Origin of the sequence: Brachybacterium sp. 107 (assembly GCF_052379725.1) — a bacterium.
In the GTDB taxonomy this organism is placed as follows: Bacteria; Actinomycetota; Actinomycetes; order Actinomycetales; family Dermabacteraceae; genus Brachybacterium.
In genome coordinates, this window is sequence record NZ_JBQSYW010000002.1 from 469,158 (window position 1) to 490,458 (window position 21,301).

Genomic DNA, 21,301 nt, shown 5'->3' on the forward strand with positions numbered 1-21,301 from the left:
AGCCGGCCGGTCTGACCTGCACCCGAAGCACCGACGAGGGCCCGACGATCCATCGATCGTCGGGCCCTCGTCCGCGTCCGGAGTTCGGTCAGCTCGCCAGGGACGGCTCAGGGCACGAGGTCCCGGATGACGGCGTCGGCCAGCAGGCGACCCTGGCGGGTGAGCACGGCGCGGCCGGCGGCGAGGGCGTCGGCGTCGAGGTGGCCGCGGTCGCGGTGCACTGCCAGCTGGGGACGGGTCTCCTCGGGGACCTCGTCCACGGACAGGCCGTCCACGATCCGCAGCTCGAGCATGATCCGCTCGAGCAGACGGTCCTCGTCGGAGAGGACTTCGGAATCCGCGACCGGGAGGGAGCCGTCGGTCATCGCCGCCGCATAGCGGCTGGGATGCTTCAGGTTCCAGGCGCGCAGCCCGTCGCGATGGCGATGCGCGCCGGGGCCGATCCCCCACCAGTCCCGGCCGCGCCAGTAGGCGAGGTTGTGGCGGGACCGCTGCTCCTCGGTGCGGGCCCAGTTGGAGACCTCGTACCAGGAGAGCCCGTCGGCCGACGCGAGGTCGTCGACCAGCTCGTACTTGTCGGCCATATCGTCCGGATCCGGCGCTTCGAGCTCTCCGCGCCGCAGCTGACGCGCCATCGCGGTGTTGCCCTCGATGATCAGCGAGTACGCGGACATGTGGTCCACGCCGCAGGCCAGCGCGGCCTTCACGGAGGTCTCGACATCGGCGAGCGTCTCCCCCGGCGTGCCGTAGATGAGATCCAGGCTGACCGACAGTCCCGCCTCGCGGGCCCAGGCCACGGCCTGGGGGACCCGCTCGGGATCGTGGGTGCGGTCCAGGGTGCGCAGCACCGAGGGCACGGCGGACTGCATGCCGAAGGAGACCCGGGTGATGCCGCCGTCGGCCAACCGGGACAGCGAGGCACGGGAGACCGAATCCGGATTCGCCTCGGTGGTGACCTCGGCGTCGTCCGCGAGCGGGATGAGCGTGCGCAGGTGGCTGAGCATCGCGACGAGATCATCGGCGGGCAGCAGCGTCGGGGTGCCGCCGCCGAAGAAGACCGTGGAGACCTGGCCGTAGTCGTAGCCGTCGGCGCGGTCGGCCGCGAGCGTCAGATCCATCTCCCGCATCGCATTGGTCGGGTACTCGGCCTGGGAGCCGCCGCCGCCGAGCTCGGTGGCGGTATACGTGTTGAAGTCGCAGTACCCGCAGCGCACGGCGCAGAACGGGACGTGGATGTAGACGGACAGGTCGCGCCCTGTGGTCGGTCCTGACGTCATCGCTCTCCCGCCAGGTGACGCGTGGCCCGCGCTGCGAGCTCACGGTGCAGTGCCACGCCGCTGGTCCGTGACCAGGTGTCGAGCGCCCGGCTGAGGTCCCGATCGCGGGCACCGCCGTAGGCCGCAGCCACGCTGACACCGTGACCGGGGGTCAGCTCGACGCCGACCGGGTCGCCGGCGGAGACCTCGCCCGGCACGAGCATGCGGAAGTAGACGCCGGTGCGGCCGCGACCGTGGTACCGCGCACGGAAGTCATCGGTGCCCATCCAGCGCTGGAAGGTCATGCACGGAGTGCGCGCGGCGGTCACCTCGAGCAGGGCGGTGCCCACGCGCAGCCGCGCACCGATCTCGAGGTCGTCGACGGCCAGCCCCTCGATCAGCAGGTTCTCCCCGAGGGAGCCCGCAGGCACCTCGCGGCCGAGCTCCGCGGCCCAGTGGGCCGGCTCAGCGGCATCCACCGCGTAGACGGCCTGATCGGGCCCGCCGTGGTGGGCGCGGTCGGCCTGGACATCGGCGTAGAGGCCGAGCTTTCCGATCTGCACCGGGCCGTCGACCGGACGCTTGTCGATCGCCGTGGTGCCCACGCCGCCCGCATCAGGGTGCAGCGCGGAGACGACGCAGACCGCGGCGACGCTGCCGGCGTCACCGACGGCGAGGGTGGCCACCGGCTCCGTGGACGAGGGAATCCTGGTCACGAGTACCTCCTGAGGCGGGACAGGGTCCGGTGGGGGCTGGGCTCCCCGTCGGTCCTCACTTCTTCGTGGAGTCTTACTTCTTCTTGGAGTCCTTGGGCATATCGCCCTCATCGGAGGAGAGCGCGGCGATGAAGGCTTCCTGCGGGACCTCGACGGATCCGATGTTCTTCATGCGCTTCTTGCCCTCCTTCTGCTTCTCCAGGAGCTTGCGCTTGCGGGAGATGTCGCCGCCATAGCACTTGGACAGCACGTCCTTGCGCATGGCGCGGATGTTCTCGCGGGCGATGATCCGAGCACCGATGGCGGCCTGGATCGGCACCTCGAACTGCTGGCGCGGGATGAGCTTCTTCAGCTTCCCGGCCATCTCGACGCCGTAGTTGTACGCCTTGTCGCGGTGCACGATCGCGCTGAAGGCATCAACGGGCTCGCCCTGCAGGAGCATGTCCACCTTCACGAGATCCGCGGTCTGGGAGCCGGAGACGTCGTAGTCCAGGGAGGCGTAACCGCGAGTCTTGGACTTCAGCTGATCGAAGAAGTCGAAGACGATCTCCGCGAGAGGCAGCGTGTAGCGCAGCTCCACACGGTCCTCGCTGAGGTAGTCCATGCCGCCGAGGTTGCCGCGCTTGGACTGGCACAGCTCCATGACGGCGCCGATGAACTCGGCGGGCACCAGGATCGTGGCCTTCGTGATCGGCTCGCTGATCTCGCTCACCTTGCCCTCGGGGAAGTCGGAGGGGTTCATGACCTCCACCTCGGTGCCGTCCTCCATGACCACGTGGTACACGACGGACGGGGCGGTGGAGATCAGGTCGAGGTTGAACTCGCGCTCGAGACGCTCGCGGACGATCTCCAGGTGCAGCAGGCCCAGGAAGCCGACGCGGAAGCCGAAGCCGAGCGCGGTGGAGGTCTCCGGCTCGTAGTTCAGCGAGGCGTCGTTGAGCTTGAGCTTGTCCAGGGCGTCGCGCAGCACCGGGTAGTCGGAGCCATCGATCGGGAACAGCCCGGAGTACACCATCGGCTTGGGGTCCGCATAGCCCTCGAGCGCCTCGGTCGCGCCGCGGATCGAGGTGGTGATGGTGTCGCCGACCTTCGACTGGCGCACGTCCTTCACGCCGGTGATCAGGTAGCCCACCTCGCCGGGACCGATGCCCGGGGTGGGATGGGGCTCCGGGGAGCTCACGCCGATCTCGAGCAGCTCATGGTGCGCGCCGGTGGACATCATGTCGATGCGGTCACGGGACTTCAGGGATCCGTCGATCATGCGGATGTACGTGACCACGCCGCGGTAGGTGTCGTACACGGAGTCGAAGATCATCGCGCGGCAGGGCGCGTCGGCATCGCCCACCGGGGGCGGGAGGGTCCGGACGACGTGGTCCAGCAGGTCCTCCACGCCGAGGCCGGTCTTGCCGGAGACCCGCAGCACGTCGTCCGGTTCGACACCGACCAGCTGGCCGATCTCCGCCGCGTACTTCTCGGGCTCGGCACCGGGCAGGTCGATCTTGTTGAGCACCGGGATGATGGTGAGGTCGTTCTCCATCGCGAGGTAGAGGTTCGCGAGCGTCTGCGCCTCGATGCCCTGCGCGGCGTCGACCAGCAGGATCGCGCCCTCGCAGGCGGCGAGCGACCGGGAGACCTCGTAGGTGAAGTCCACGTGGCCCGGGGTGTCGATCATGTTCAGGGCGTAGTTCGTGCCGTCGACCTGCCAGGGCATGCGCACGGCCTGGCTCTTCACGGTGATGCCGCGCTCGCGCTCGATGTCCATCCGGTCGAGGTACTGGGCGCGCATGGCGCGTGCCTCGACCACCCCGGTGATCTGGAGCATGCGATCGGCGAGCGTCGACTTGCCGTGGTCGATATGCGCGATGATGCAGAAGTTCCGCAGCCGCTCCTGGGGTGTCGACGCGGGAAGGATGTCCCGGGCCTCATCGGCCGCGATCCTCGGGGTCACCGGCTTACGTCCTCTCATCACAGCGAGCCGCTGCGCAGCTGCGCAGGGCAATCGGTTCATCGTCTCATGGGGGCCGCGCCCCGTCCCGCCCCGCCGCCGCCCATGGACCGACGTCACACCTCGGCGCGCGGTCCGGAGGGCGTTGCCGAGATCAGGTCGCGGGGCGGAACGTCAGGTGGCGGGGTGGACGTCAGGTCGCAGGGTGGACGTCAGGTGGCGGGGTGGAAGTAGGTCGTGCCCAGGGCCCGGGTGACCGCCCCGGTGACCTTCTGGAGCTGTTCCATCTCGTCCTCGAAGTCCGCGACGATGTCGTCCAGCGAGCGGAACCGCAGACTCGCCGCCGCTCGCCCCACGATCCGTCGGCCCGGCTCTGCCGTGCCCATCCGGTCGAAGGAGCTGCCGTGCAGCTTGGCGAGGGTCTCGAGCGCCTCGTCGATCTCCAGCAGGCAGTGCGCCGCCGAGCGCGGGAAGATCGAGTCCAGCAGCAGGAACTCGATGGCGTGGGAGGCGCGCACCCGGCCGCGGTAGGACCGGATGTATGCCTCGTGGGCGCTGCAGCTGCGCAGCAGCATCACGGTGGCGGCATCGGAGGAATCCGCCAGGTCGTGCGTCTGCAGGATCCGGGCGATCATGTCGACCCGCTCCAGGAGCTGGCCGATCCGCAGGAACAGCCACGCCTCGTCACGGGTCATCGAGGAGTCGACCAGCCCGTTGACCACGGCGCAGCGGTCCTTCGCGAACTGGAAGGCCCCGTGCATCCGCGAGGGGCGCACGCCGCGCGGCATGCCCATGCTGGTCGTGTTCAGCGATTCCCAGACCTCGGTGGACAGCGCCTCGCGCGCTCCGCGTGCGTTCTCGCGGGCGGTCCGCAGAGCGCCCGCGACCGACGAGGGGTTCTGCCGGTCGGTGACGAGACGGTCGAGCACCCGCTGCACGGTGAGGTCCGCGTCGTCCGCCGCCCAGCTTCCGAAGAGCTCGTAGACCCGGGAGCAGGCGGCGGGAACGTCCTGCGGAGCGTCCTCCGTGATCGACTGCAGCATCACATCGAGGATGCGGGCGGTCTGATCGGCGCGTTCGACGTAGCGCCCGATCCAGAACATCGAATCCGCGATCCTACTGAGCATCATCGGCCTCCTCCTCGCCTGCTGCGGCAATCCCGTCCGCGCCGCTCCCTGCCGGCCCAGCGCCGGGATCCGGCACGTTCCGGTCGTCCTCGGGATCCGGCGCATCCTGCAGGTCCAGGAGCGGGATCGCGGACGTCACCGGGTCGGGCTCGCGCGTCGGCTCCTCCGAGTGGTCCTCGGGGAGATCGTCGTACTCCTCGTAGTTCTCGTCCAGCGGATCCTCGATCCGCTCCTCCTCGGCGGAGGACTGCGACTGCGCTTGCGCGGAGGCCGTGCCGGTCCCGGCGGGTGCCGGCCGGTCGGTCGCGAACACCCAGGTGTCCTTCGATCCCCCGCCGCGCGAGGAGTTCACGATCATCTCGCCGCGCGGGAGCGCCACGCGCGTGAGCCCTCCGGGCAGCACCCAGATGTCGTCGCCGCTGTTCAGGGCGAACGGGCGCAGATCCACATGGCGGCACTCGGGCCCGCCCTCGACCAGGGTCGGGATGGTGGACAGCTGCACGACCGGCTGCGCGATCCAGCCTCGAGGGTCGGCGAGCAGCCGCCCCCGCAGCGCATCGAGCTCCTGCGCAGAGGCCGCGGGGCCGATGACGATGCCCTTGCCCCCGGAGCCGTCCACCGGCTTCACGACCAGTTCGTCGAGCCGGTCCAGCACCTCGGTCAGCGACTCCGGCTCCTCCAGCCGCCAGGTGTCGACGTTGGGGAGGATCGGCTCCTCGTGCAGGTAGTAGCGGATCAGGTCCGGGAGATACGTATAGGTCAGCTTGTCGTCGCCGATCCCGTTGCCGATCGCGTTGGCGACCACCACGGTGCCCGCCAGCACGGCACGCACCAGCCCGGGGACGCCGAGCATCGAGTCGGGCCGGAACACCTCGGGGTCGAGGAAATCATCGTCGGTGCGCTTATAGATGACGTCGACGCGACGCAGTCCGGCAGTGGTGCGCATGTAGATGCGCTCGTTGCGCTCGACGAGGTCCCCGGCCTCGACCAGGTCGACCCCCATCGTGCGGGCCAGCAGCGAGTGCTCGAAGTAGGCGCTGTTATAGCGGCCCGGCGTGAGCACCACGACCGTGGGGTCCTCATCGGCGACGTCCGGCGCCGCGGCCTGCAGCGCGCTCAGGAGACGCCCCGGGTACTCGCCCACGCGCCGCACTGGACGAGGCGCGAACAGCTCGGGGAAGGCCTGCGCCATGGCGCGACGGTTCGAGAGCACGTAGCTCACCCCGCTGGGGGTGCGCACGTTGTCCTCCAGCACGCGGAACTCCCCTGCGCCGTCGCGTACGAGGTCGATGCCGGAGATGTGGATGCGCACCCCGTTGGGCGGCCGGTATCCCACCATCGCGTCGACGATGTAGGTCGAGGAGGAGACGAGCTCCTGGGGGATCACGCCGTCCGTGATCGCCGCACGGTCGGTGTAGAGGTCATCGAGGAAGCGCTCGAGGGCCTGGACCCGCTGGGCGACGCCGCGCGAGACGCGGGACCATTCCTGCGCATCGATGACCCGCGGGATCGCGTCGATCGGGAACGGGCGCTCCTCGCCCGCATAGTCGAACGTGATCCCCTGGTCGAGATAGCTGTGGGCGAGGGACTCCGAGCGCGAGCGGAACTCCTCGGGCCCGAGGCCGGCGAGGGCGTCGTGCAGGGCCGCATAGGTGGGGCGCACCGAGGCGTCGGGCGCGAACATCTCGTCGCCGCCCGCTCCCGCCTCGACATTCTGGAACAAGGAGGTGGAGGGCATGCCTACCATCTAACACCGTCCCCCTCCCGACGCGGGCGCACAACGCCCAGGAAACGAGAACCATGTCTCTGGGCTCCAGCCTGTCCTCACTCCTCCGATCCGCGATCCGCTCCCCGTCCGTGCGCCGCAGCGCCCGTGGCCTCGGCCGCGCCGCCGTGCGTGCGGTGCGGGAGGGACAGAGGGGCTCGACCCCTCGCAGCACGAGCCCCCGCAGCGCGGACCCCCGCAGTGCGAGCCCTGCCGAGCGTGCGCCCTCCGGGGGCGGCGGCGAGCAGGTGCTCGCCGACCGCGATCCCTCCCGTGCGGTCGCCATCTCCTACGCGCCCCACGCAGACGGCCGGCCCGACCCCGGGGAGATCGTGTGGACCTGGGTGCATTACGAGGAGGACGCCTCCCAGGGCAAGGACCGCCCGGTGCTCGTCCTCGCCGAGGAGAGCGCCGAGGCCGGTGGAGCCGACGGGACGGGGTCGGTGCTGGTGGCGCTGATGCTCACCTCCCGTGACCGCGCGGAGTCGGACCAGGTCATCACCGATCAGCACGGCGCGACCTGGGTGGACATCGGAACCGGGGACTGGGACCGGAAGGACCGCCCGTCCGAGGTGCGTGCGGACCGTCTGCTGCGCATCGTCCCCGCCACGGTCCGCCGCGAGGGCGGGCGCCTGGACGAGGAGACCTTCGGCCGGGTCGCCGCCGCGGTGAGCGCCGTGCACGGCTGGCGCTCCTGACCCCCGCTCCCGCTGCCCCCCGCTCTCGCCCGGATCGCAGGAGACACGCCGCACACCGGGTACGTCCTGGGAGGGGCTTCTGGTAAAGTCTTGCCCCGTATGTGTGACATACCGTTCGGTGTGCGCATGCCGTGATCCCGCCGTGTCAGGGGTGACGGCTCGTGCGACCCGGGCGAGTACCCGTGGCAGCGACCCGGTACCGACGTCTCCAGGCGAGTCCCCACCGCCGTCCCCGTCGGATCCGTCCTCGGCCGTCCCGGATGATCCACCAGAGCAGCACAAGAGAAGAGTCTTCGTGGCAAACATCAAGTCCCAGATCAAGCGGAACAAGACGAACGAGAAGTCCCGTCTGCGGAACCGCGCCGTCAAGTCCGAGCTGCGGACGTACACCCGCAAGGTGAAGGCCGCCGTCTCGACCGGCGACGCCGCCGCCGCCGGTGAGGCCCTCTCGGCCGCGTCCCGCAAGCTCGACAAGGCAGTCTCCAAGGGCGTCATCCACCAGAACCAGGCAGCGAACCGCAAGTCCGGTCTCGCCAAGCTGGTTGCCGGCGCCTCCAAGTGACATCGCAGCTTCGCTGCATCCTCGTCTGACGAGGTGATGAAGGCCCGGTGCGGATCCGTCCGCACCGGGCCTTCTGCTGTCCGGAACCAGGGCCGGGGTCGACGAGATCAGCGGGCGCGGCGGGCCCGGCAGATCTCCATGACCATGCGCTGCACGGACCATCTCGGGTCACGACCGGCGCCTTTGACCTCGTGGTCAGCGCGCGCCACGGCTTCCAGCGCCCGGGCCAGTGAGCGGTCGTTCCAGTTCCGGGCCTCGCGGGTGAGATTGCGCAGCATCCAGTCGGGCATGCCGAGGGTGCGGGCGCTCGCGCCGGGTGACGACGCCTTCGCGAGGGACCGCATCTTCGACGCGATCGCGGCGACGATCGGGACGGGATCGGCGCCGGCGAGCTGCGCCTGCTGCAGCAGCTGGAGCGCCTCCTGCTCGCGCCCGGCGATCGCGGCGTCAGCCACGGCGAAGGCGGTGGACTCCACCCGGCCCGCCGTCACGGCGTGCACGTCCTGCAGCGAGAGCTGTGGGGCCTGCTGGCCCTGTTCCGGGGTGGTGTCCTCGATGAGCTGACGGCTGATCGCGGCGAGCTCTGCGAGATCTGCGCCGAAGGCGTCGACGAGGGCGGCGATCGCCTCGGGGTGGATCCGCCGCTCGGCCCGTGCGAACTCGGCGGCGACGAAGGTCTGCTTGTCCCCGGCGCGCTTGACGGGGCTGGCATCGACGCGCGGCACGCCCGCCTTCTTCAGCGCGTCCAGGAGCTTCTTGCCCCGATTGCCTCCCCGGTGGACCAGCACGAGGGTCACGTCCGACTCGGGGCTGCGCAGGTAATCCAGGAGCTCCAGGACGATCGCGTCCGGGGCGGCCTGCAGCTCCGGCACGATCACGAAGCGCGGCTCACCGAACAGGGAGGGGCTGGTGACCTGGGCGAGAGCCCCGGCACCGGCGTTCTCCCCCACGAGATCGTGGAAGGCCACCGACGGATCGGCCTCCTTGGCGAGCGTGCGCAGCCGCTGCACGGCGCGGTCGGCGATCAGCGCCTCGGTGCCGTGGATGAGCACGATCGGTGCGAGGGCGACGCTGTGCCACTCGACATCGCTCACGGAAACTCCTCTGGTGTTCGGGGACCTGGACGATCCTATCTGGCCGGGCCGACGGATCGAGCCGCCGCAGGGTCCTCGACCGGCAGCACGACGGTGCCGTCGACGTCCGTGCGGATCGTCGCGGTGCCGGCGTCGTGCAGGAGGTCCAGGAGATCCTCGGTGGGATGCCCGAAGGTGTTGTCCTGGCCGACGGTGATCAGCGCGAGATCCGCGTCCAACTGGTCGTACAGGGCCGGGTCCTGACGTCGTGACCCGTGGTGGGCGACCTTGATGATGTCCGCGGGCCCGGGGCCCGTCTCCCCCAGGGCCGCCTGCGCCGCGGGTTCGAGGTCTCCCAGGGACACCAGGCGAGTGCCGTCCGGCCAGGTGCCGGCCACGACGACCGAGCAGTCGTTCGCGGCGTCACCCTCCCCGGAGCCGTCCTCCTGGGCCGTCATGGCGATCGCGTCCTGGGCCGAGCCCGGCCACAGCACGTCCAGGCGGAGTCCCTCCACGCTCCAGGCCTGCCCGGTGGTGACGACCGTCGTCGGCGTGGCGCCCACCCGTTCGTCGCCCGCCTCGGGCAGCGGGCAGATCCACTGCTCGGCGGGCACCCGTGCTCCCGTGAGGGCAGCGCGACCGCCCACGTGATCGGCGTGGGGATGGGTGAGCACGAGAAGGTCGATCCGGTCCACACCCAGACGGTCCAAGCAGGCGCGCAGGGCCTCCGGTTCCGGGCCGGTGTCGACCAGCACCGTCGGGGGCGGCGCCGTCGCCGCCGATCCGGTGGATCCTGAGGAGGCACGCAGCAGGAGGGCGTCCCCCTGCCCCACGGCGCAGACGGCGACCGTCCACGCGGGCACGTTCCCGCCGGGGACGAGGCGGCCCAGTGTCGGGGCGAGCGCGGCGACCAGGACGGCGGCCACCGCCCACCGCACCAGGGGCGCCTTCCGAGCCGCGACGGCGATGGTCAGCCCGATGAGCACCGCGACCACCAGGAGCACACCGACCGCGCCTCCGGGCACCGCGATCCGTGATCCCGGGAGCGCATCGGCGGTCCGAGCGATCAGCAGCACCAGGTGCGCGCCGCCGGCGGCGACCGTGTTGAGCATCGAGGCCGCGCCCGGCCAGAGGATGCCGATCAGGAGTGCGAGCAGCCCGATCACGGTGGTCGGCCCCACCACAGGACCGACCAGCAGGTTCACCGGCACCGCCCAGAGGGAGATCTCGGGCGTGAGCAGGATCAGCAGCGGGGTGCATGCCAGCTGGGCGACCATGGGCACCGCGATCACCAGTGCGAGGCCCTCCCCCAGCCTCGTCCCGCTCAGCTCGACGAGAGCCGCCGCCAGGGGCGGGGCGGCGATGAGGATCGCGGCGGTCGCCACCGCGGAGAGCAGGAATCCGATCGACGCGGAGGTGACCGGATCCAGGATCGACCAGACGGCGACGGTCAGGGCGAGGGCAGCGACCGGGGAGGCCCGCACCCCGGCGAAGCGTGCGGCCAGCAGGGGAACCGCCATCGTGGCCGCCCGCTGCACGCTCGGCTCGTCACCGACCAGCCACACGTAGCCCAGCAGCACCCCGGCGGCGATCGCGATCCGTGGCCTCCGCCGCACCCCGGCCAGCAGCAGCGGGCCCAGCACGGCGGCCAGGACCAGCGCGATGTTCGCCCCGGACACGGCGACCAGGTGCGATATCCCTGCTCGTCGCATGATCTCCTCGGTCTCCTCGTGGAGTCCCGAGGTGTCCCCCGTGGTCATGCCGCGCACCAGCGCGGCTTCGTCCACGGGCAGGTGCGCGGTCGCGGCGCGGGCCTGGCGGCGCAGCTCGTGCCGCAGATCCTGCGCCTGCTCCCTCCAGACCGAGCCCGGCACCAGGGTGGCGTCGTAGGCACGGAGCACGATCAGGTCTCCGCTCGTGCGCAGCGTGCCGCGCACGAGGACCCGGTCGCCGTCGCGCGCCCGCTCCAGTCCGTCGGCCGCCTCCCCGTCGGCTCGCAGCAGCAGCGGGAGGGACGCGGGAAGGACCCTCTCCTCCCGTCCCAGCTGCGCGGTGCCACGGGCGGTGCGGGCCATGACCTGCATCCCGCCGCGGGACCACTGCGGGCCTGAATCGGGCGCGGCAGGATCCGCGGAGGCGATCACCGTGAGCTCGACGACCAGCTCGTCGCGCGCCGCCTCCTCGAGGAGCTGTGACGCGTCGCCGTGGCGCAGCAGCGCCGGGAACAGGAGCACCCCGGCCAGTGCCAGGATGCCGAGATGGGCGAAGATCCCGTGCCGGACCCGGGGATCGCCGATCAGCAGGATCGCGGTCAGCGCGAGCGCCACGATCGCCGCCGTCGCGGCCACGGCGGCGGCGGCCCCCGCGGTGACTCCGAGGACCGCCACGGCCCAGAGACAGGTCGCCGCGGGGAGCAGGCGCAGGTCGGAGCGCTTCATCGGCGCGCCGCCCCTCGTGCCCCGCGACGAGACCTCTCGCGACCGCTCATACGCGCGCCCGCTCCCGGATCTTCTCGAGCGTGGCCGGGCCGATCCCGGAGACCTCCAGGAGGCCGTCGACCGAGGTGAAGGGACCGTTCTTCTCCCGGTGCTCGAGGATCCGCCGGGCGATGGCCGGGCCCACTCCCGGCAGCTCTTCGAGCTGGGCGGCGCTCGCGGTGTTGAGGTCGATCGTCCCGCCGTCGGCGCCCTCCCCGGCATCGGCGCCGGTGCCCTCGCCGCCCCCGCTCCCGTCTCCGGCGCCACCCGCCGCGGGGACGGGCGGTGCCTCCTCCCCCGGCACCGGCACATGGATCTGCTCCCCGTCCGCGACGGGACGGGCGAGGTTGATGGCCGCGAGGTCGGCCTCCTCCGTGGTGCCTCCCGCGGCCTGCAGAGCATCCTCGACCCGGGATCCCGGCGGCAGGCGCACGACGCCCGGGGACTGCACGGCTCCGGAGACGTGGACCACCACCTCCTCCTGGCCGCTCGCGACTCCGTCGGCACCGTCGGCCGGCGAGGCGGAGGCTGGAGTGGGGGCGGAGCCGTCCCCGGAGTCCGTCGAGGGGGCCTCCGAGCCTGCCTCGGCCTCCTGGTCCTCGGCAGGCTGCCCGTCCGCCTGCTGGCCGGCGATCTCCTCGCCCTGCAGCGGGACCGCGGTGCCCGAGCCGGACAGATGGATGACCCCCACCGCGATGAGCACGAGCACCGCGATGCCCACCAGGGCGGACGGCGGCGGGAACGGCAGGGACAGCCGGCGGCGGGTGGTCGGCTCCGTGTGGTCGCGACGCTCGATCAGCGCCTGCCCGTGGCGGCGGTGACGACCTGCCGCGCCGCGGGGCGTCGGCGAGGACTCCTCATGTGCTCCCATGCCCGCGACTGTAGGGAGCAGGCCCCTGCCCGGTCAGCGGGCGCCCCCGCAGTGGGGACGACGAGGCCTTGGGGAGGAACGGTGAGGCGAGCGACGGCTCGTCGGGTCAGTACAGTCCGGCCACCGCGAGCCACTGGCGCCAGAACACGGTGAGGATCGCGAGCACGACCAGCAGGTACCACGCGAGGCTCAGGATCACCCAGTGCCGCAGCAGGTTCGCGAGCGGCGCAGGCGGGCGCAGATCCCCGCCCTCGATGCTGCGGGCCAACGTCGCGAAGAACATCGGGGCGCTCACCGTCCACACGACCATGCACCAGGGGCACAGGGCATGGATGACGTAGATCGCCGAGATCGCGAGGAAATGGACGTAGCCGAAGGCGAACGCCACCCCGCCCAGGCGGGCCCAGCGGAACCAGGCGGGCAGCGCGACGCCACTGAGCATGAGCGCCCCGACCACGCCCATGATCGCGAAGCCCGTCAGACCGATGGCCTGGTTGGGAAGAACCAGTGCCGACGCCTGCCAGGTCATCATCACGTCGCCGCAGGAGATGAAGGGATTGACGTCGCAGCCGAGCGCGGCATCGGGATTCTTGAGCAGGATCTCCTTGTCCAGCAGCAGCGCGAGCGCCGCGATCCATCCCAGCACGGAGCCGATCAGGAGCACTCCACCGGTCCTCCGCGCGCCGGCACGCCGGGTCGCGGTGCGTTCGGCGGCGAGCTCGGCGTCGATCTCCGCCAGGAGGGCCTCGTCGGTGGGATCCGCGTCCTGCGCCCCGTCGGGGCCGGGGAGGGAGGAGTGCTGGTTCATGTCAGGTCCAGGATCTTCCGTGCGGAGGGATGGGAGGGGCGAGCGCGAAGTGCGCTGCACCCCGAGCGCTCAGTCGGTGACCGGGTGCTCGCGGAACCAGGCGGCGAGGTGCTCGTTGCCCTCGTCCATCGTGACGCGCGGCGTCCACTGCAGGCGTTCACGGGTGCGGCGCTGGTCGAACCAGTGCGCGGTCGACATCTGCTCGGCGAGGAACTCGGTCATCGGTGGCTCGTCGTGCCCGGGCCGTGCCTCCCAGATGCGTTCCACGACGCGGCCCGCGAGGCGGCCCACGCTGCCGGGGATCCGGAGGCTGGGCCGGCGCACGCCGGCGGCGTCGCACCAGCCGTTGAACACGTCGCGCACGGTGCGCGGCTCGCCGTTGGTGATCACGAAGCTCTCGCCGTGCACGTCCTCGATGCGATCGTGCGCGGCGACGATCGCCTCGGCGGCGTTGGTGACGTAGGTGGTGTCGATCAGGGCCATGCCCTCGTCGAGCAGGGGCAGGCGGCCGCTGCGAGCGCGGTCCACGATGCGTCCCACCAGCTGGGTGTCCCCCGGGCCCCACACGATGTGCGGCCGCACGGTGGTGACCAGCAGGCCGTCCTCGCCGTCGGCCCCCATGGCCAGCAGCTCGGCGGCGGCCTTGGTGCGGGAGTAGTGCCCGCGGGCGCGCGCGGGATCGGCCGGGGTCGCGTCGAGCCCCTCGATGGCGCGTCCCAGGTGGGCGACCGACGGGGAGGACACGTTCACGAGCGTCCCGCCGCCCTGGGCGCGCAGGGCGTCCACGACGTGGCGGGTGCCGTCGATGTTGATCGCGCGGTACTCGTGCTCCGGTCCGGAGATCGACACCTTCGCGGCGAGGTGGATGACCGCGTCGGCCCCCTGGACGGCGCGCCGCACGTCGGCGGCCTCGGTGAGGGATCCGGTGACGTCCTCGACGCCGGGGATCTGGGCAGGACGGCGCTGGAAGGCGCGCACCCGTGCGCCCCGATCGCGCAGGGTCGTCGCGACGGCGCCCCCGAGCATGCCGGAGGCCCCGGTCACCAGGACCGTCGGCGCGCTCACAGCGACCCGGCCTTCTCCCCGCGCAGGGTCCGGCCGGCCCAGCGGGACAGCGCCGCCCGGTCGATCTTCGAGTTGTGGCGGATGTCCGTGGGCAGCGCGCTGGTGGTGAACACCGCGACCACCTCGGCCCCGGACCGCTCACGGACGGCGCGGCGCACGGCCTCCTGGAGGGAGGTCGCGGCGGCGCGCGGCTTCCCGGGCCTGCCGGGCCGGTAGCCGTCCTCGGTCTCGAGGATCACGACGACCTGCTGGGTGCCGCGGGGGCCGACGACGGCGGCTCCGGCGCGACGCACCGTCGGCACCGTCTCGGCGGCGTCCTCGATCTGCACCGGGGTGAACAGCCCCTCGGCGGTGGCGAGCACGTGGTCCGCACGGCCCTCGACCCAGAGGCGGCCCTCGGCGTCGAGATGGCCCACGTCGCCGGTGGCGTGCCAGCCCTCGAAGCGCATCGAGGCGTGGGTGGTCCCCCACAGCATCAGATAGCGGTCGCGCACGTGCGGGGCGCGCACCAGGATCTCTCCGGTCGTGTCCGGATCATCGGTGATCTCCCCGCTGGTGCGGCCGTCCTCGTCCATGACGGCGATGGCGATCTCCGCGCGCGGAACGGGCCTGCCCACGCACACCCCGGACCCCTCGCCGGCGGCCTCGATGCCCTCGAGGTCGATCGCGGCGACGGCGAGGCATTCGGTCATCCCGTACGGGGTCAGGGCCCTCGCGTGCGGCATGAGGCTCTTCAGCTCGCGCAGCAGGTGCGCCGGTATCGGCGCGCCGGCGGAGAAGAAGCTCGCAGCGCTCGCGATCGCCCCGCGCCCGAACTCGTCGAGCTGGGCCGCCGTGTCCAGGATGTTGCGCAGCGCGGCGGGGGCGGTGAACACAGCGGGTTCGCCGAGCGCGGCGATGGCCTCCGCGAGCGCCGGGGCAGTGAGCTCGCCGGGTCGGGTGATGTCCATGTCGGGGACCACCGTGGGTGCTCCCAGCGCCGGACCCAGCAGGGCGAAGGGCGCGAAGCCGGCGACCAGGCCGCGCTCCGGGTCCAGCTGCAGGGTGTCCCCCACCGCGGTGAACATGGCGCTCATCTGGCGGTGGGTGTACACGGCGCCCTTGGCGGGCCCGGTGGAACCGGAGGTGAACAGGATCGCGGCGTCGGCGTCCGCGTCGGGCCAGTCGGCGGCCAGCGGCGCACCGAGGTCGCGCATCATCGACCCGGACGTCGCCAGCTGGGCGATCGAGGTCTCGACGCCGAGGGCGGCGCGATCCAGGGTGGGCAGCTGCTCGACGCTGATCCGGCGACCGGGCCAGCCCATCGTGCGCGCGCCCACGAGAGCGGTCTTGATACCGATCAGCCAGTCCGGGTGGGAGCCGATGACGGCGCGGGTGAGGCCGGGGATGCCCAGGCCGGCGTCGGCGATGACCGCGACCGCGCCGATGCGCAGGCACGCGTAGAGCACGCCGGTGAGATCTGCGCCGGGGGTGATGAGGATGCTGACCCGGTCACCGGGGCGCACCCCGTGCCCGAGCAGGCCGGCGGCGATGTCATCGACCCGGCGGTTCAGCAGCGACCAGGAGATCTCTCGGCGCTCGCCGTCCGGACCGGCCATCTCCACGACCGCCGGCCGGTGGGCATGGGCGGGATCGGCGGCCAGGCGCGCGATCGGCTCGCCGACGTGACGCTCCGGGGCGGGCTCCGCATAGGAGGAGACCGGGCGCGGCGAGGCGATCCTCCGAGCGGGCTCGAGCTCCGCGGCCGACGGGCTCAGCCGCGTGCGCAGCCACTGCGAGACCAGGCCGGCGACGTCGGCGTCCTCCCAGACCAGGTGGGAGGTCTTCTCGAAACGGTGCACGTCCGCGTGGGGCACGCGCTCGATGAGATCGCGCAGGTAGCGGTCCGAGAACGTGATGTCCTTCGGGCCCCAGGCGAACAGGGTGGGGACCTCGAGGTGGCGGATGCCCTCGGCGAGGCGCTCGAGCGCGGGACGCGAGGGGTGGTCCGCGTCGGCGGGGATGTCGGCGACGAACTGCTCGATGCCCTTGCGTCGGGCTCGCGTGCGGTACGGCGCGAGGTAGGCGTCCTGGACCTCCTTGGGCAGCGGCGGCCGCGACAGCGCGAGGGTGGTGCGCAGGAAGCCGTCGGTGAGCGACGTCGACGCAGGCAGGAAGGCCGGGGCGGTCGCGAGCTGCAGCGCCTTGGGCAGCTTCTCGACGAGCTCCTGGTGGATCCCGGTGTTGGTGAGGATCATGCCGGCGAGGTCATGGCGGTTGTCCAGTGCCCAGCCGACGGAGACGATGCCGCCCCAGTCGTGGCCGACGGTGACCACGGGGCCGCGGAGCGAGAGCGCATCGGTCAGCAGCGACAGATCCGTGATGCGGTCCTGCAGGCGGCGCGTGACCCCGGTGCGCTCGGACCAGCCCATCTCCAGCTGGTCCACGGCGATCAGGCGCCACGGGATGTCCTCGCGCACCAGCGAGCGGAACAGGAACGAGTACGTGGGGTTGCCGTGCACGGCGAGCAGGGTGCCCTGCGGGGTGATGCCGCGCTCGGCCAGCAGCGGGCCGGAGTCCAGCAGGTGCCAGCGGCGCTGCTCCCCGGCGTGGTCGCGCACCTCGAGAGTGCGGCTGAGACGGGGGTCGACCTCGGGCATGCCGGGGACGTCGGGCGTCGCCGCACGGCGGCGGCCCGTGCTCCGGGTGCTGGTGTTCACCACTGGACCTCCATCATCGCGGTGTTCAGTCCGGAGCCGACGCCCATGAGGAGGACGCGCTCACCCCGCTTCACGTCGTCCTGGATGCTCGCGAGAGTCATCGGCACCGCCTCGGCGGCGATGTTCCCCCAGTCGGGGAAGCTCACCGGGATGCGTTCCATCCCCACTCCGGTGATCTTGGAGAAGTTGCGGGTGTAGACCATAGACACCTGGTGCGGGATCACGTGGTCGATGCTCTTGAAGTCGAGACCGGCCTCGTTGGCGCCCTTCCAGGTGTCCAGGATCAGCTGGATCCCGTTCTCGAGCAGCCCGGCGGAGTCGGTGCGCATGTCCTGCATGTCCGCGACGCACAGCTCATGGTGCTCGGTGCCGGCGCGGGACTGGGTGTGCTTGAGCCGGTGGCCCTCGGGGTGGAGATCCGCCGGGCCGATGACGGCGGCGGCGGCTCCCGACCCCAGGGTCAGGGACGCGAACTGGTTGTTGAAGTCCGCCCGGGTGGAGGTCTTGGAGTTGAGGCGGTCGATCGTGCCGCGCTGGACCTGCTCGACATCCTCCGCCCCGACGATCAGGGCGTACTGGATCTGCCCGGCGTCGATCATGCCGGCGGCCATCGTCATCGCATTGACGAAGCCCAGGCAGGCATTGGTGATGTCGAAGTTCATGCAGCTGGACGGCATCCCGAGCGAGTGATGGATACCGGTGGAGACCGCGGGCTCCAGATGCTGGCGGGAGACCGAGGCGTTGATCAGCAGCCCGACCTGGTCGCGCATGATCCCGGCCTTGGCCATGGCGCGCTCGGCGGCGAGCACGACGCCCTGCTTCCAGCCGTTCTGCGGATCACGCCACCAGCGGCGCTCGTAGACCCCTGCCACCCGCTGCAGCACGCCCTTGGGCAGGCGCAGTCGCTTGCGGGCGGGAGCGAGCATCTCGTCGATCTCGTCGGAGGTCACCGTGACCTGCGGAAGAGTCATCTCGACCGAGAGCAGGCTCGCGTTCCTGTGGACGAATGCTGTGTTCCCGTTCCCCATCTGCGTGCGATACCTCGTTCGTCTCGTGCATTTCGTGGTGGGCATGGCCGCCGGACGGACGCCGACCCTGATCGGCGCGCCCCGAGGGGCGTCGAGAACCGGGTCGAGCACATGCGACGGCCAGTCTCCCACCGACACCTGTGGGCTGTCTGCCGAGGTGGCGGATGCCACGTCCGGTCAGCCCTCCGGCAGGTCCCCGGGATCGAGGGCGTCCGGGAGGTGGTGACCCAGATGATGGCGGGCGAAGAGCAGGCACTGGCGCAGGATCTGCTCGCGATGCTCGGCGTCGCCGCTGGTGCTGACCTCCAGGAGCACGGAGCCCTCCCAGCCGCGGTTGGCCAGGCGCCGCAGCACCTCGGCGCAGGGCTGGTTGCCCTCCCCCGGCGGCAGGTGCTCGTCCTTCGTCGTACGGCCGGAGCCGTCCGCCAGGTGCAGGTGGGTGAGCCGGTCGCCGAGGCGATCGATCATCTCCAGGGCGTCGTCCCCCGCCGTCGCGGCGTGGGAGAGATCGACGGTGACGTGGGCGTAGTCCTCATCGGTCGGGTCGTGATCGGGAAGATAGTTGAGCAGCTCGCGTACACCGAGCCGCCACGGGTACATGTTCTCCACCGCGATCGCGACCCCGTGCTTCTCCTCCAGGGCGGCGACCCCGGTGACGAACTCCCGGGCGTACTTCCCCTGCCACCGGAACGGAGGGTGCGCGACGACCGTCGGCACCCCGAGCTCCTTGGCGATCTCGACGGTGCGCTCGATCTTGACCCAGGCATCACGGCCCCAGAGCCCCTGCAGGAAGAACAGCGTCGGCGCATGGAGGGAGAGGATCGGCAGGCCGTAGCGCTGGGAGTACTCGCGCAGGATCTTCGGGTCCTGGCTGTCCTTGGGATAGGACACCATCACCTCGACCCCGTCGTAGCCGATCTCGGCGGCGAGGCGGAAGCACTCCTCGACGCCCGCGGGGAACACCGAGGAGGTCGACAGCCCCACCGGGATCCGACGCTGCGGGTCCTGGTCGCTGCGAGGATCCCCGGCGGAGAGCCGCTTGAACAGGGACTCGCGATGGGAGTGCTGGGCGCTGTTGGGACGGGTCAGGGGCTTGCGGGCCCCCTCACGTGGCGCGCTCGCCGATGGATGATCACGGCGTGGGTTCACAGCAGCTCCTCAACGTTGGGTACGGCGCTGTCAGTATGCAACAGCACCCGACCTAGACTCCTCGCCATGCCTGTCCGCGACCTCACGTCCGATGACCATGTCTCCTATCGGAGGCTCTCCTCCGACGCCTTCGGCGGGCCGCCGCCCGATCCGGAGCCGCGTCCCTTCACCCCCGGCGAGATCCCGATCGGTGTCGACTCCTCCGCCCTGCCGGGAGGCGCCGACGGCGTGATCGCCGCCGGCGCGAGGATCCGACGCGACCGCATCACGTGGGGCGAGGGCGCGAAGATCGCCTGCGGCGGCATCGGGGGCCTGGCCGTGCACCCCGCGCATCGCGGCGGCGGACTCTTCCGCGAGCTGATCATGGCGATCCTCGCCCGCTGCGACGCGGAGGGGATGCCGGTCTCGATGCTCTATCCCTCGAACCCGTCCATCTACCGCCGCTTCGGCTACCAGGTGGTCGCCTCGCTGCACAGCATCATCGTCCCGCTGCTGGACCTGCAGCAGCTGCCTCGGGTCCCGGGCAGGCGCCTGGTCCCGGTCACCGAGGAGACCATGCCGCGTGTGCACGCTCTGTACCGGGAGCTCACGGCCGGCGACAACGCGATGCTGCTGCGCGAGGGACCGCTGTTCCCCGAGGGTCTGCCGAGCGACGGCTGGTCGGCGCTGCTGCTCGAGGACGACACCGGCACGGATCACGGATACGTCTCCTGGAACCGGGTCCCCTCCTCCGAGCGGGGGTACGGGCTGCAGGTCCACGAGCTCCTGGGCCGCACCCGGGAGGACCGGATCGCCCTGCTGGGTTCCCTCGCCTCCTGGTCGACGGTCCTCGAACAGGTCTGCCTGCGCCTGCGCACGGACGATCCCGTGCTCGACGTGCTGCCCGGGGCCGGCTCCCGACCGACCCCGGATCCGATCCCGCTGCTCATGATGCGCGTGATCGATACGGCGGCGGCCCTCGAGGCCCGCCGCGCCCCGGCCGGGCTCGCCGGGTCCTTCCGGCTCGTGGTCGAGGACGCCACCGTCCCGGCCGGCATCTGCCGTGCGGGGGGCGCGTGGGTCGTCACGGCCGCCGACGGGACGATCTCCGCGGAGCCCACGGAGGACGCCGGCACGGCCGACGGCGGAACCGTCCGCCTCAGCATCCACGCCGCGTCGCTCCTGCTGGTGGGCGGCCGGACCATCGCCGACGCCCGCCGACTGGGACTGGAGGTCGAGGCCGACGCCGAGGCCGGGCGTCTCCTGGACGCCCTCCTCGCCGGGCCCCGGCCCAGCGTGCTGGACGCCTTCTGAGCAGGGCGCCCCGCCCCGGCCCGCATCCGTCGGCCCGTACGCTGGGCACCCTGCCCCACCCCCCCCCCTCACCACCCCGGAGCACTCACGCATGGCCAAGCTGCATTTCAAGTACGGAGCGATGAACTCCGGGAAGTCCGACACCCTCATCAAGACGGCGTACAACTACGACGAGCGGGGCCTGGCCACCCTCACGGTGAAGCCGGCGCTGGACACCAAGGGCGAGAACTGGGTCGTCGCCCGGGGCGGCGCCAGACGGCAGGTGGACGTGCTCGCCCATCCCGGTGAGGATCTCCGTGAGCGGGTGGCGGCCATGGCCGACGAGCGGGGCCTGCGGCCGTTGCACTGCGTGCTGGTGGACGAGGCGCAGTTCCTCGAGCCCGTCCAGATCGACCATCTCTTCCGCATCGCCAAGCTCGATGGCATCTCCGTGATCTGCTACGGGCTGCGCACCGACTTCCGCACGGCCATGTTCCCCGGCGCGACGCGCCTGTTCGAGCTCGCCGACAACGTCGAGAAGCTGCCGACGATGTGCCGCTGCGGATCCCAGGCGGAGTTCAACTGCCGCAACATCGAGGGACGCTTCGTCTTCGAGGGCGAGCAGGTCGCGATCGACGGAACCGACGTCACCTACGTCTCCCTGTGCGGTCCCTGCTTCCTCCAGGAGCAGGACGCCGCCGGAGTCGCCGTGCTCGGCTGACGCCCTCCTGCTCCGACAGCAGCACGACGAGACGCGCCGCGGCTCCCCGATCGGGGACCGCGGCGCGGG

Annotated in this window: 17 protein-coding genes; 4 read left to right on the top strand and 13 right to left on the bottom strand. The window is 71.5% G+C overall.

What is annotated here, in order from left to right; all coding sequences use genetic code 11:
• Window positions 1-107 precede the first annotated feature (107 nt).
• The 5 genes from hemW to ACT3UL_RS04670 form a co-directional block, all read right to left on the bottom strand.
• Window positions 108-1,277: a radical SAM family heme chaperone HemW gene (hemW, locus tag ACT3UL_RS04650; RefSeq protein ID WP_444576962.1), complete on the bottom strand. Its 1,170-nt coding sequence runs from the start codon at window positions 1,275-1,277 to the stop codon at window positions 108-110.
• On the bottom strand, window positions 1,274-1,972 hold the full coding sequence (locus ACT3UL_RS04655; RefSeq protein WP_444576963.1) for an MOSC domain-containing protein: 699 nt from the start codon (window positions 1,970-1,972) through the stop codon (window positions 1,274-1,276). Before ACT3UL_RS04655 ends, hemW begins: the two co-directional genes overlap by 4 nt.
• A 73-nt stretch (window positions 1,973-2,045) precedes the next feature.
• Window positions 2,046-3,938 carry a translation elongation factor 4 gene (gene lepA / locus ACT3UL_RS04660; protein ID WP_226850141.1) on the bottom strand — a complete coding sequence of 631 codons (1,893 nt, stop codon included), beginning with the start codon at window positions 3,936-3,938 and terminating at the stop codon, window positions 2,046-2,048.
• 191 nt (window positions 3,939-4,129) lie between these two features.
• Window positions 4,130-5,047 (bottom strand): alpha-E domain-containing protein, encoded by a 918-nt coding sequence (locus tag ACT3UL_RS04665; protein WP_226850138.1) that lies wholly within the window; start codon window positions 5,045-5,047, stop codon window positions 4,130-4,132.
• The gene (locus ACT3UL_RS04670; RefSeq protein ID WP_193117561.1) at window positions 5,034-6,782 is read right to left on the bottom strand and encodes a circularly permuted type 2 ATP-grasp protein; all 1,749 of its coding nucleotides are present in this window, start codon (window positions 6,780-6,782) and stop codon (window positions 5,034-5,036) included. Before ACT3UL_RS04670 ends, ACT3UL_RS04665 begins: the two co-directional genes overlap by 14 nt.
• 62 nt (window positions 6,783-6,844) lie before the next feature.
• On the opposite strand from ACT3UL_RS04670, the gene ACT3UL_RS04675 reads away from it, so the two are divergent.
• Both ACT3UL_RS04675 and rpsT read left to right on the top strand, forming a co-directional pair.
• Complete coding sequence (locus ACT3UL_RS04675; protein WP_444576964.1) at window positions 6,845-7,507, top strand: type II toxin-antitoxin system PemK/MazF family toxin; 663 nt, start codon at window positions 6,845-6,847, stop codon at window positions 7,505-7,507.
• Between the two features lie 295 nt (window positions 7,508-7,802).
• On the top strand, window positions 7,803-8,069 hold the full coding sequence (rpsT, locus tag ACT3UL_RS04680) for a 30S ribosomal protein S20 (protein ID WP_193117559.1): 267 nt from the start codon (window positions 7,803-7,805) through the stop codon (window positions 8,067-8,069).
• 107 nt (window positions 8,070-8,176) lie between these two features.
• On the opposite strand, the gene holA is transcribed toward rpsT, so the two are convergent.
• The 8 genes from holA to ACT3UL_RS04720 form a co-directional block, all read right to left on the bottom strand.
• Window positions 8,177-9,163, bottom strand: a complete 987-nt coding sequence (holA, locus tag ACT3UL_RS04685) for a DNA polymerase III subunit delta (RefSeq protein ID WP_193117558.1) — start codon at window positions 9,161-9,163, stop codon at window positions 8,177-8,179.
• Between the two features lie 35 nt (window positions 9,164-9,198).
• A complete protein-coding gene (locus ACT3UL_RS04690; protein WP_444576965.1) occupies window positions 9,199-11,580 on the bottom strand; it encodes a ComEC/Rec2 family competence protein in 2,382 nt (793 codons plus the stop codon).
• 46 nt (window positions 11,581-11,626) lie between these two features.
• On the bottom strand, window positions 11,627-12,490 hold the full coding sequence (gene cas5, locus ACT3UL_RS04695) for a CRISPR-associated protein Cas5 (RefSeq protein ID WP_444576966.1): 864 nt from the start codon (window positions 12,488-12,490) through the stop codon (window positions 11,627-11,629).
• Window positions 12,491-12,596: 106 nt separating this feature from the next.
• Window positions 12,597-13,298 (bottom strand): vitamin K epoxide reductase family protein, encoded by a 702-nt coding sequence (locus ACT3UL_RS04700; protein ID WP_444576967.1) that lies wholly within the window; start codon window positions 13,296-13,298, stop codon window positions 12,597-12,599.
• 69 nt (window positions 13,299-13,367) lie between these two features.
• Window positions 13,368-14,363 carry an NAD-dependent epimerase/dehydratase family protein gene (locus ACT3UL_RS04705; protein WP_193117554.1) on the bottom strand — a complete coding sequence of 332 codons (996 nt, stop codon included), beginning with the start codon at window positions 14,361-14,363 and terminating at the stop codon, window positions 13,368-13,370.
• Window positions 14,360-17,002, bottom strand: coding sequence for an alpha/beta fold hydrolase (locus tag ACT3UL_RS04710; protein WP_444576982.1), 2,643 nt, complete (start codon window positions 17,000-17,002; stop codon window positions 14,360-14,362). The genes ACT3UL_RS04705 and ACT3UL_RS04710 overlap by 4 nt, the downstream gene beginning before the upstream one ends.
• Window positions 17,003-17,058: 56 nt before the next feature.
• Window positions 17,059-18,090, bottom strand: coding sequence for a 3-oxoacyl-ACP synthase III (locus tag ACT3UL_RS04715; protein WP_193117553.1), 1,032 nt, complete (start codon window positions 18,088-18,090; stop codon window positions 17,059-17,061).
• A 177-nt stretch (window positions 18,091-18,267) separates the two neighbouring features.
• Window positions 18,268-19,239 (bottom strand): sugar phosphate isomerase/epimerase family protein, encoded by a 972-nt coding sequence (locus tag ACT3UL_RS04720; protein ID WP_443351129.1) that lies wholly within the window; start codon window positions 19,237-19,239, stop codon window positions 18,268-18,270.
• A gap of 66 nt (window positions 19,240-19,305) precedes the next feature.
• Between ACT3UL_RS04720 and ACT3UL_RS04725 the strand changes: the two genes are divergently transcribed.
• The gene (locus ACT3UL_RS04725; protein ID WP_444576968.1) at window positions 19,306-20,532 is read left to right on the top strand and encodes a GNAT family N-acetyltransferase; all 1,227 of its coding nucleotides are present in this window, start codon (window positions 19,306-19,308) and stop codon (window positions 20,530-20,532) included.
• A gap of 91 nt (window positions 20,533-20,623) precedes the next feature.
• Entirely contained in the window at window positions 20,624-21,232 is a 609-nt protein-coding gene (locus ACT3UL_RS04730) for a thymidine kinase (protein ID WP_193117550.1), read from the top strand.
• The last annotated feature ends 69 nt before the right edge of the window (window positions 21,233-21,301 follow it).

Bases quoted from the DNA above. Each gene is read 5' to 3' on its own strand.
- hemW (WP_444576962.1), bottom strand. From the start codon at position 1,277: ATGACGTCAGGACCGACCACAGGGCGCGACCTGTCCGTCTACATCCAC.
- lepA (WP_226850141.1), bottom strand. From the start codon at position 3,938: ATGAGAGGACGTAAGCCGGTGACCCCGAGGATCGCGGCCGATGAGGCC.
- ACT3UL_RS04665 (WP_226850138.1), bottom strand. From the start codon at position 5,047: ATGATGCTCAGTAGGATCGCGGATTCGATGTTCTGGATCGGGCGCTAC.
- ACT3UL_RS04670 (WP_193117561.1), bottom strand. From the start codon at position 6,782: ATGCCCTCCACCTCCTTGTTCCAGAATGTCGAGGCGGGAGCGGGCGGC.
- ACT3UL_RS04675 (WP_444576964.1), top strand. From the start codon at position 6,845: ATGTCTCTGGGCTCCAGCCTGTCCTCACTCCTCCGATCCGCGATCCGC.
- ACT3UL_RS04690 (WP_444576965.1), bottom strand. From the start codon at position 11,580: ATGAAGCGCTCCGACCTGCGCCTGCTCCCCGCGGCGACCTGTCTCTGG.
- cas5 (WP_444576966.1), bottom strand. From the start codon at position 12,490: ATGGGAGCACATGAGGAGTCCTCGCCGACGCCCCGCGGCGCGGCAGGT.
- ACT3UL_RS04700 (WP_444576967.1), bottom strand. From the start codon at position 13,298: ATGAACCAGCACTCCTCCCTCCCCGGCCCCGACGGGGCGCAGGACGCG.
- ACT3UL_RS04710 (WP_444576982.1), bottom strand. From the start codon at position 17,002: ATGCCCGAGGTCGACCCCCGTCTCAGCCGCACTCTCGAGGTGCGCGAC.
- ACT3UL_RS04715 (WP_193117553.1), bottom strand. From the start codon at position 18,090: ATGGGGAACGGGAACACAGCATTCGTCCACAGGAACGCGAGCCTGCTC.
- ACT3UL_RS04725 (WP_444576968.1), top strand. From the start codon at position 19,306: ATGCCTGTCCGCGACCTCACGTCCGATGACCATGTCTCCTATCGGAGG.
- ACT3UL_RS04730 (WP_193117550.1), top strand. From the start codon at position 20,624: ATGGCCAAGCTGCATTTCAAGTACGGAGCGATGAACTCCGGGAAGTCC.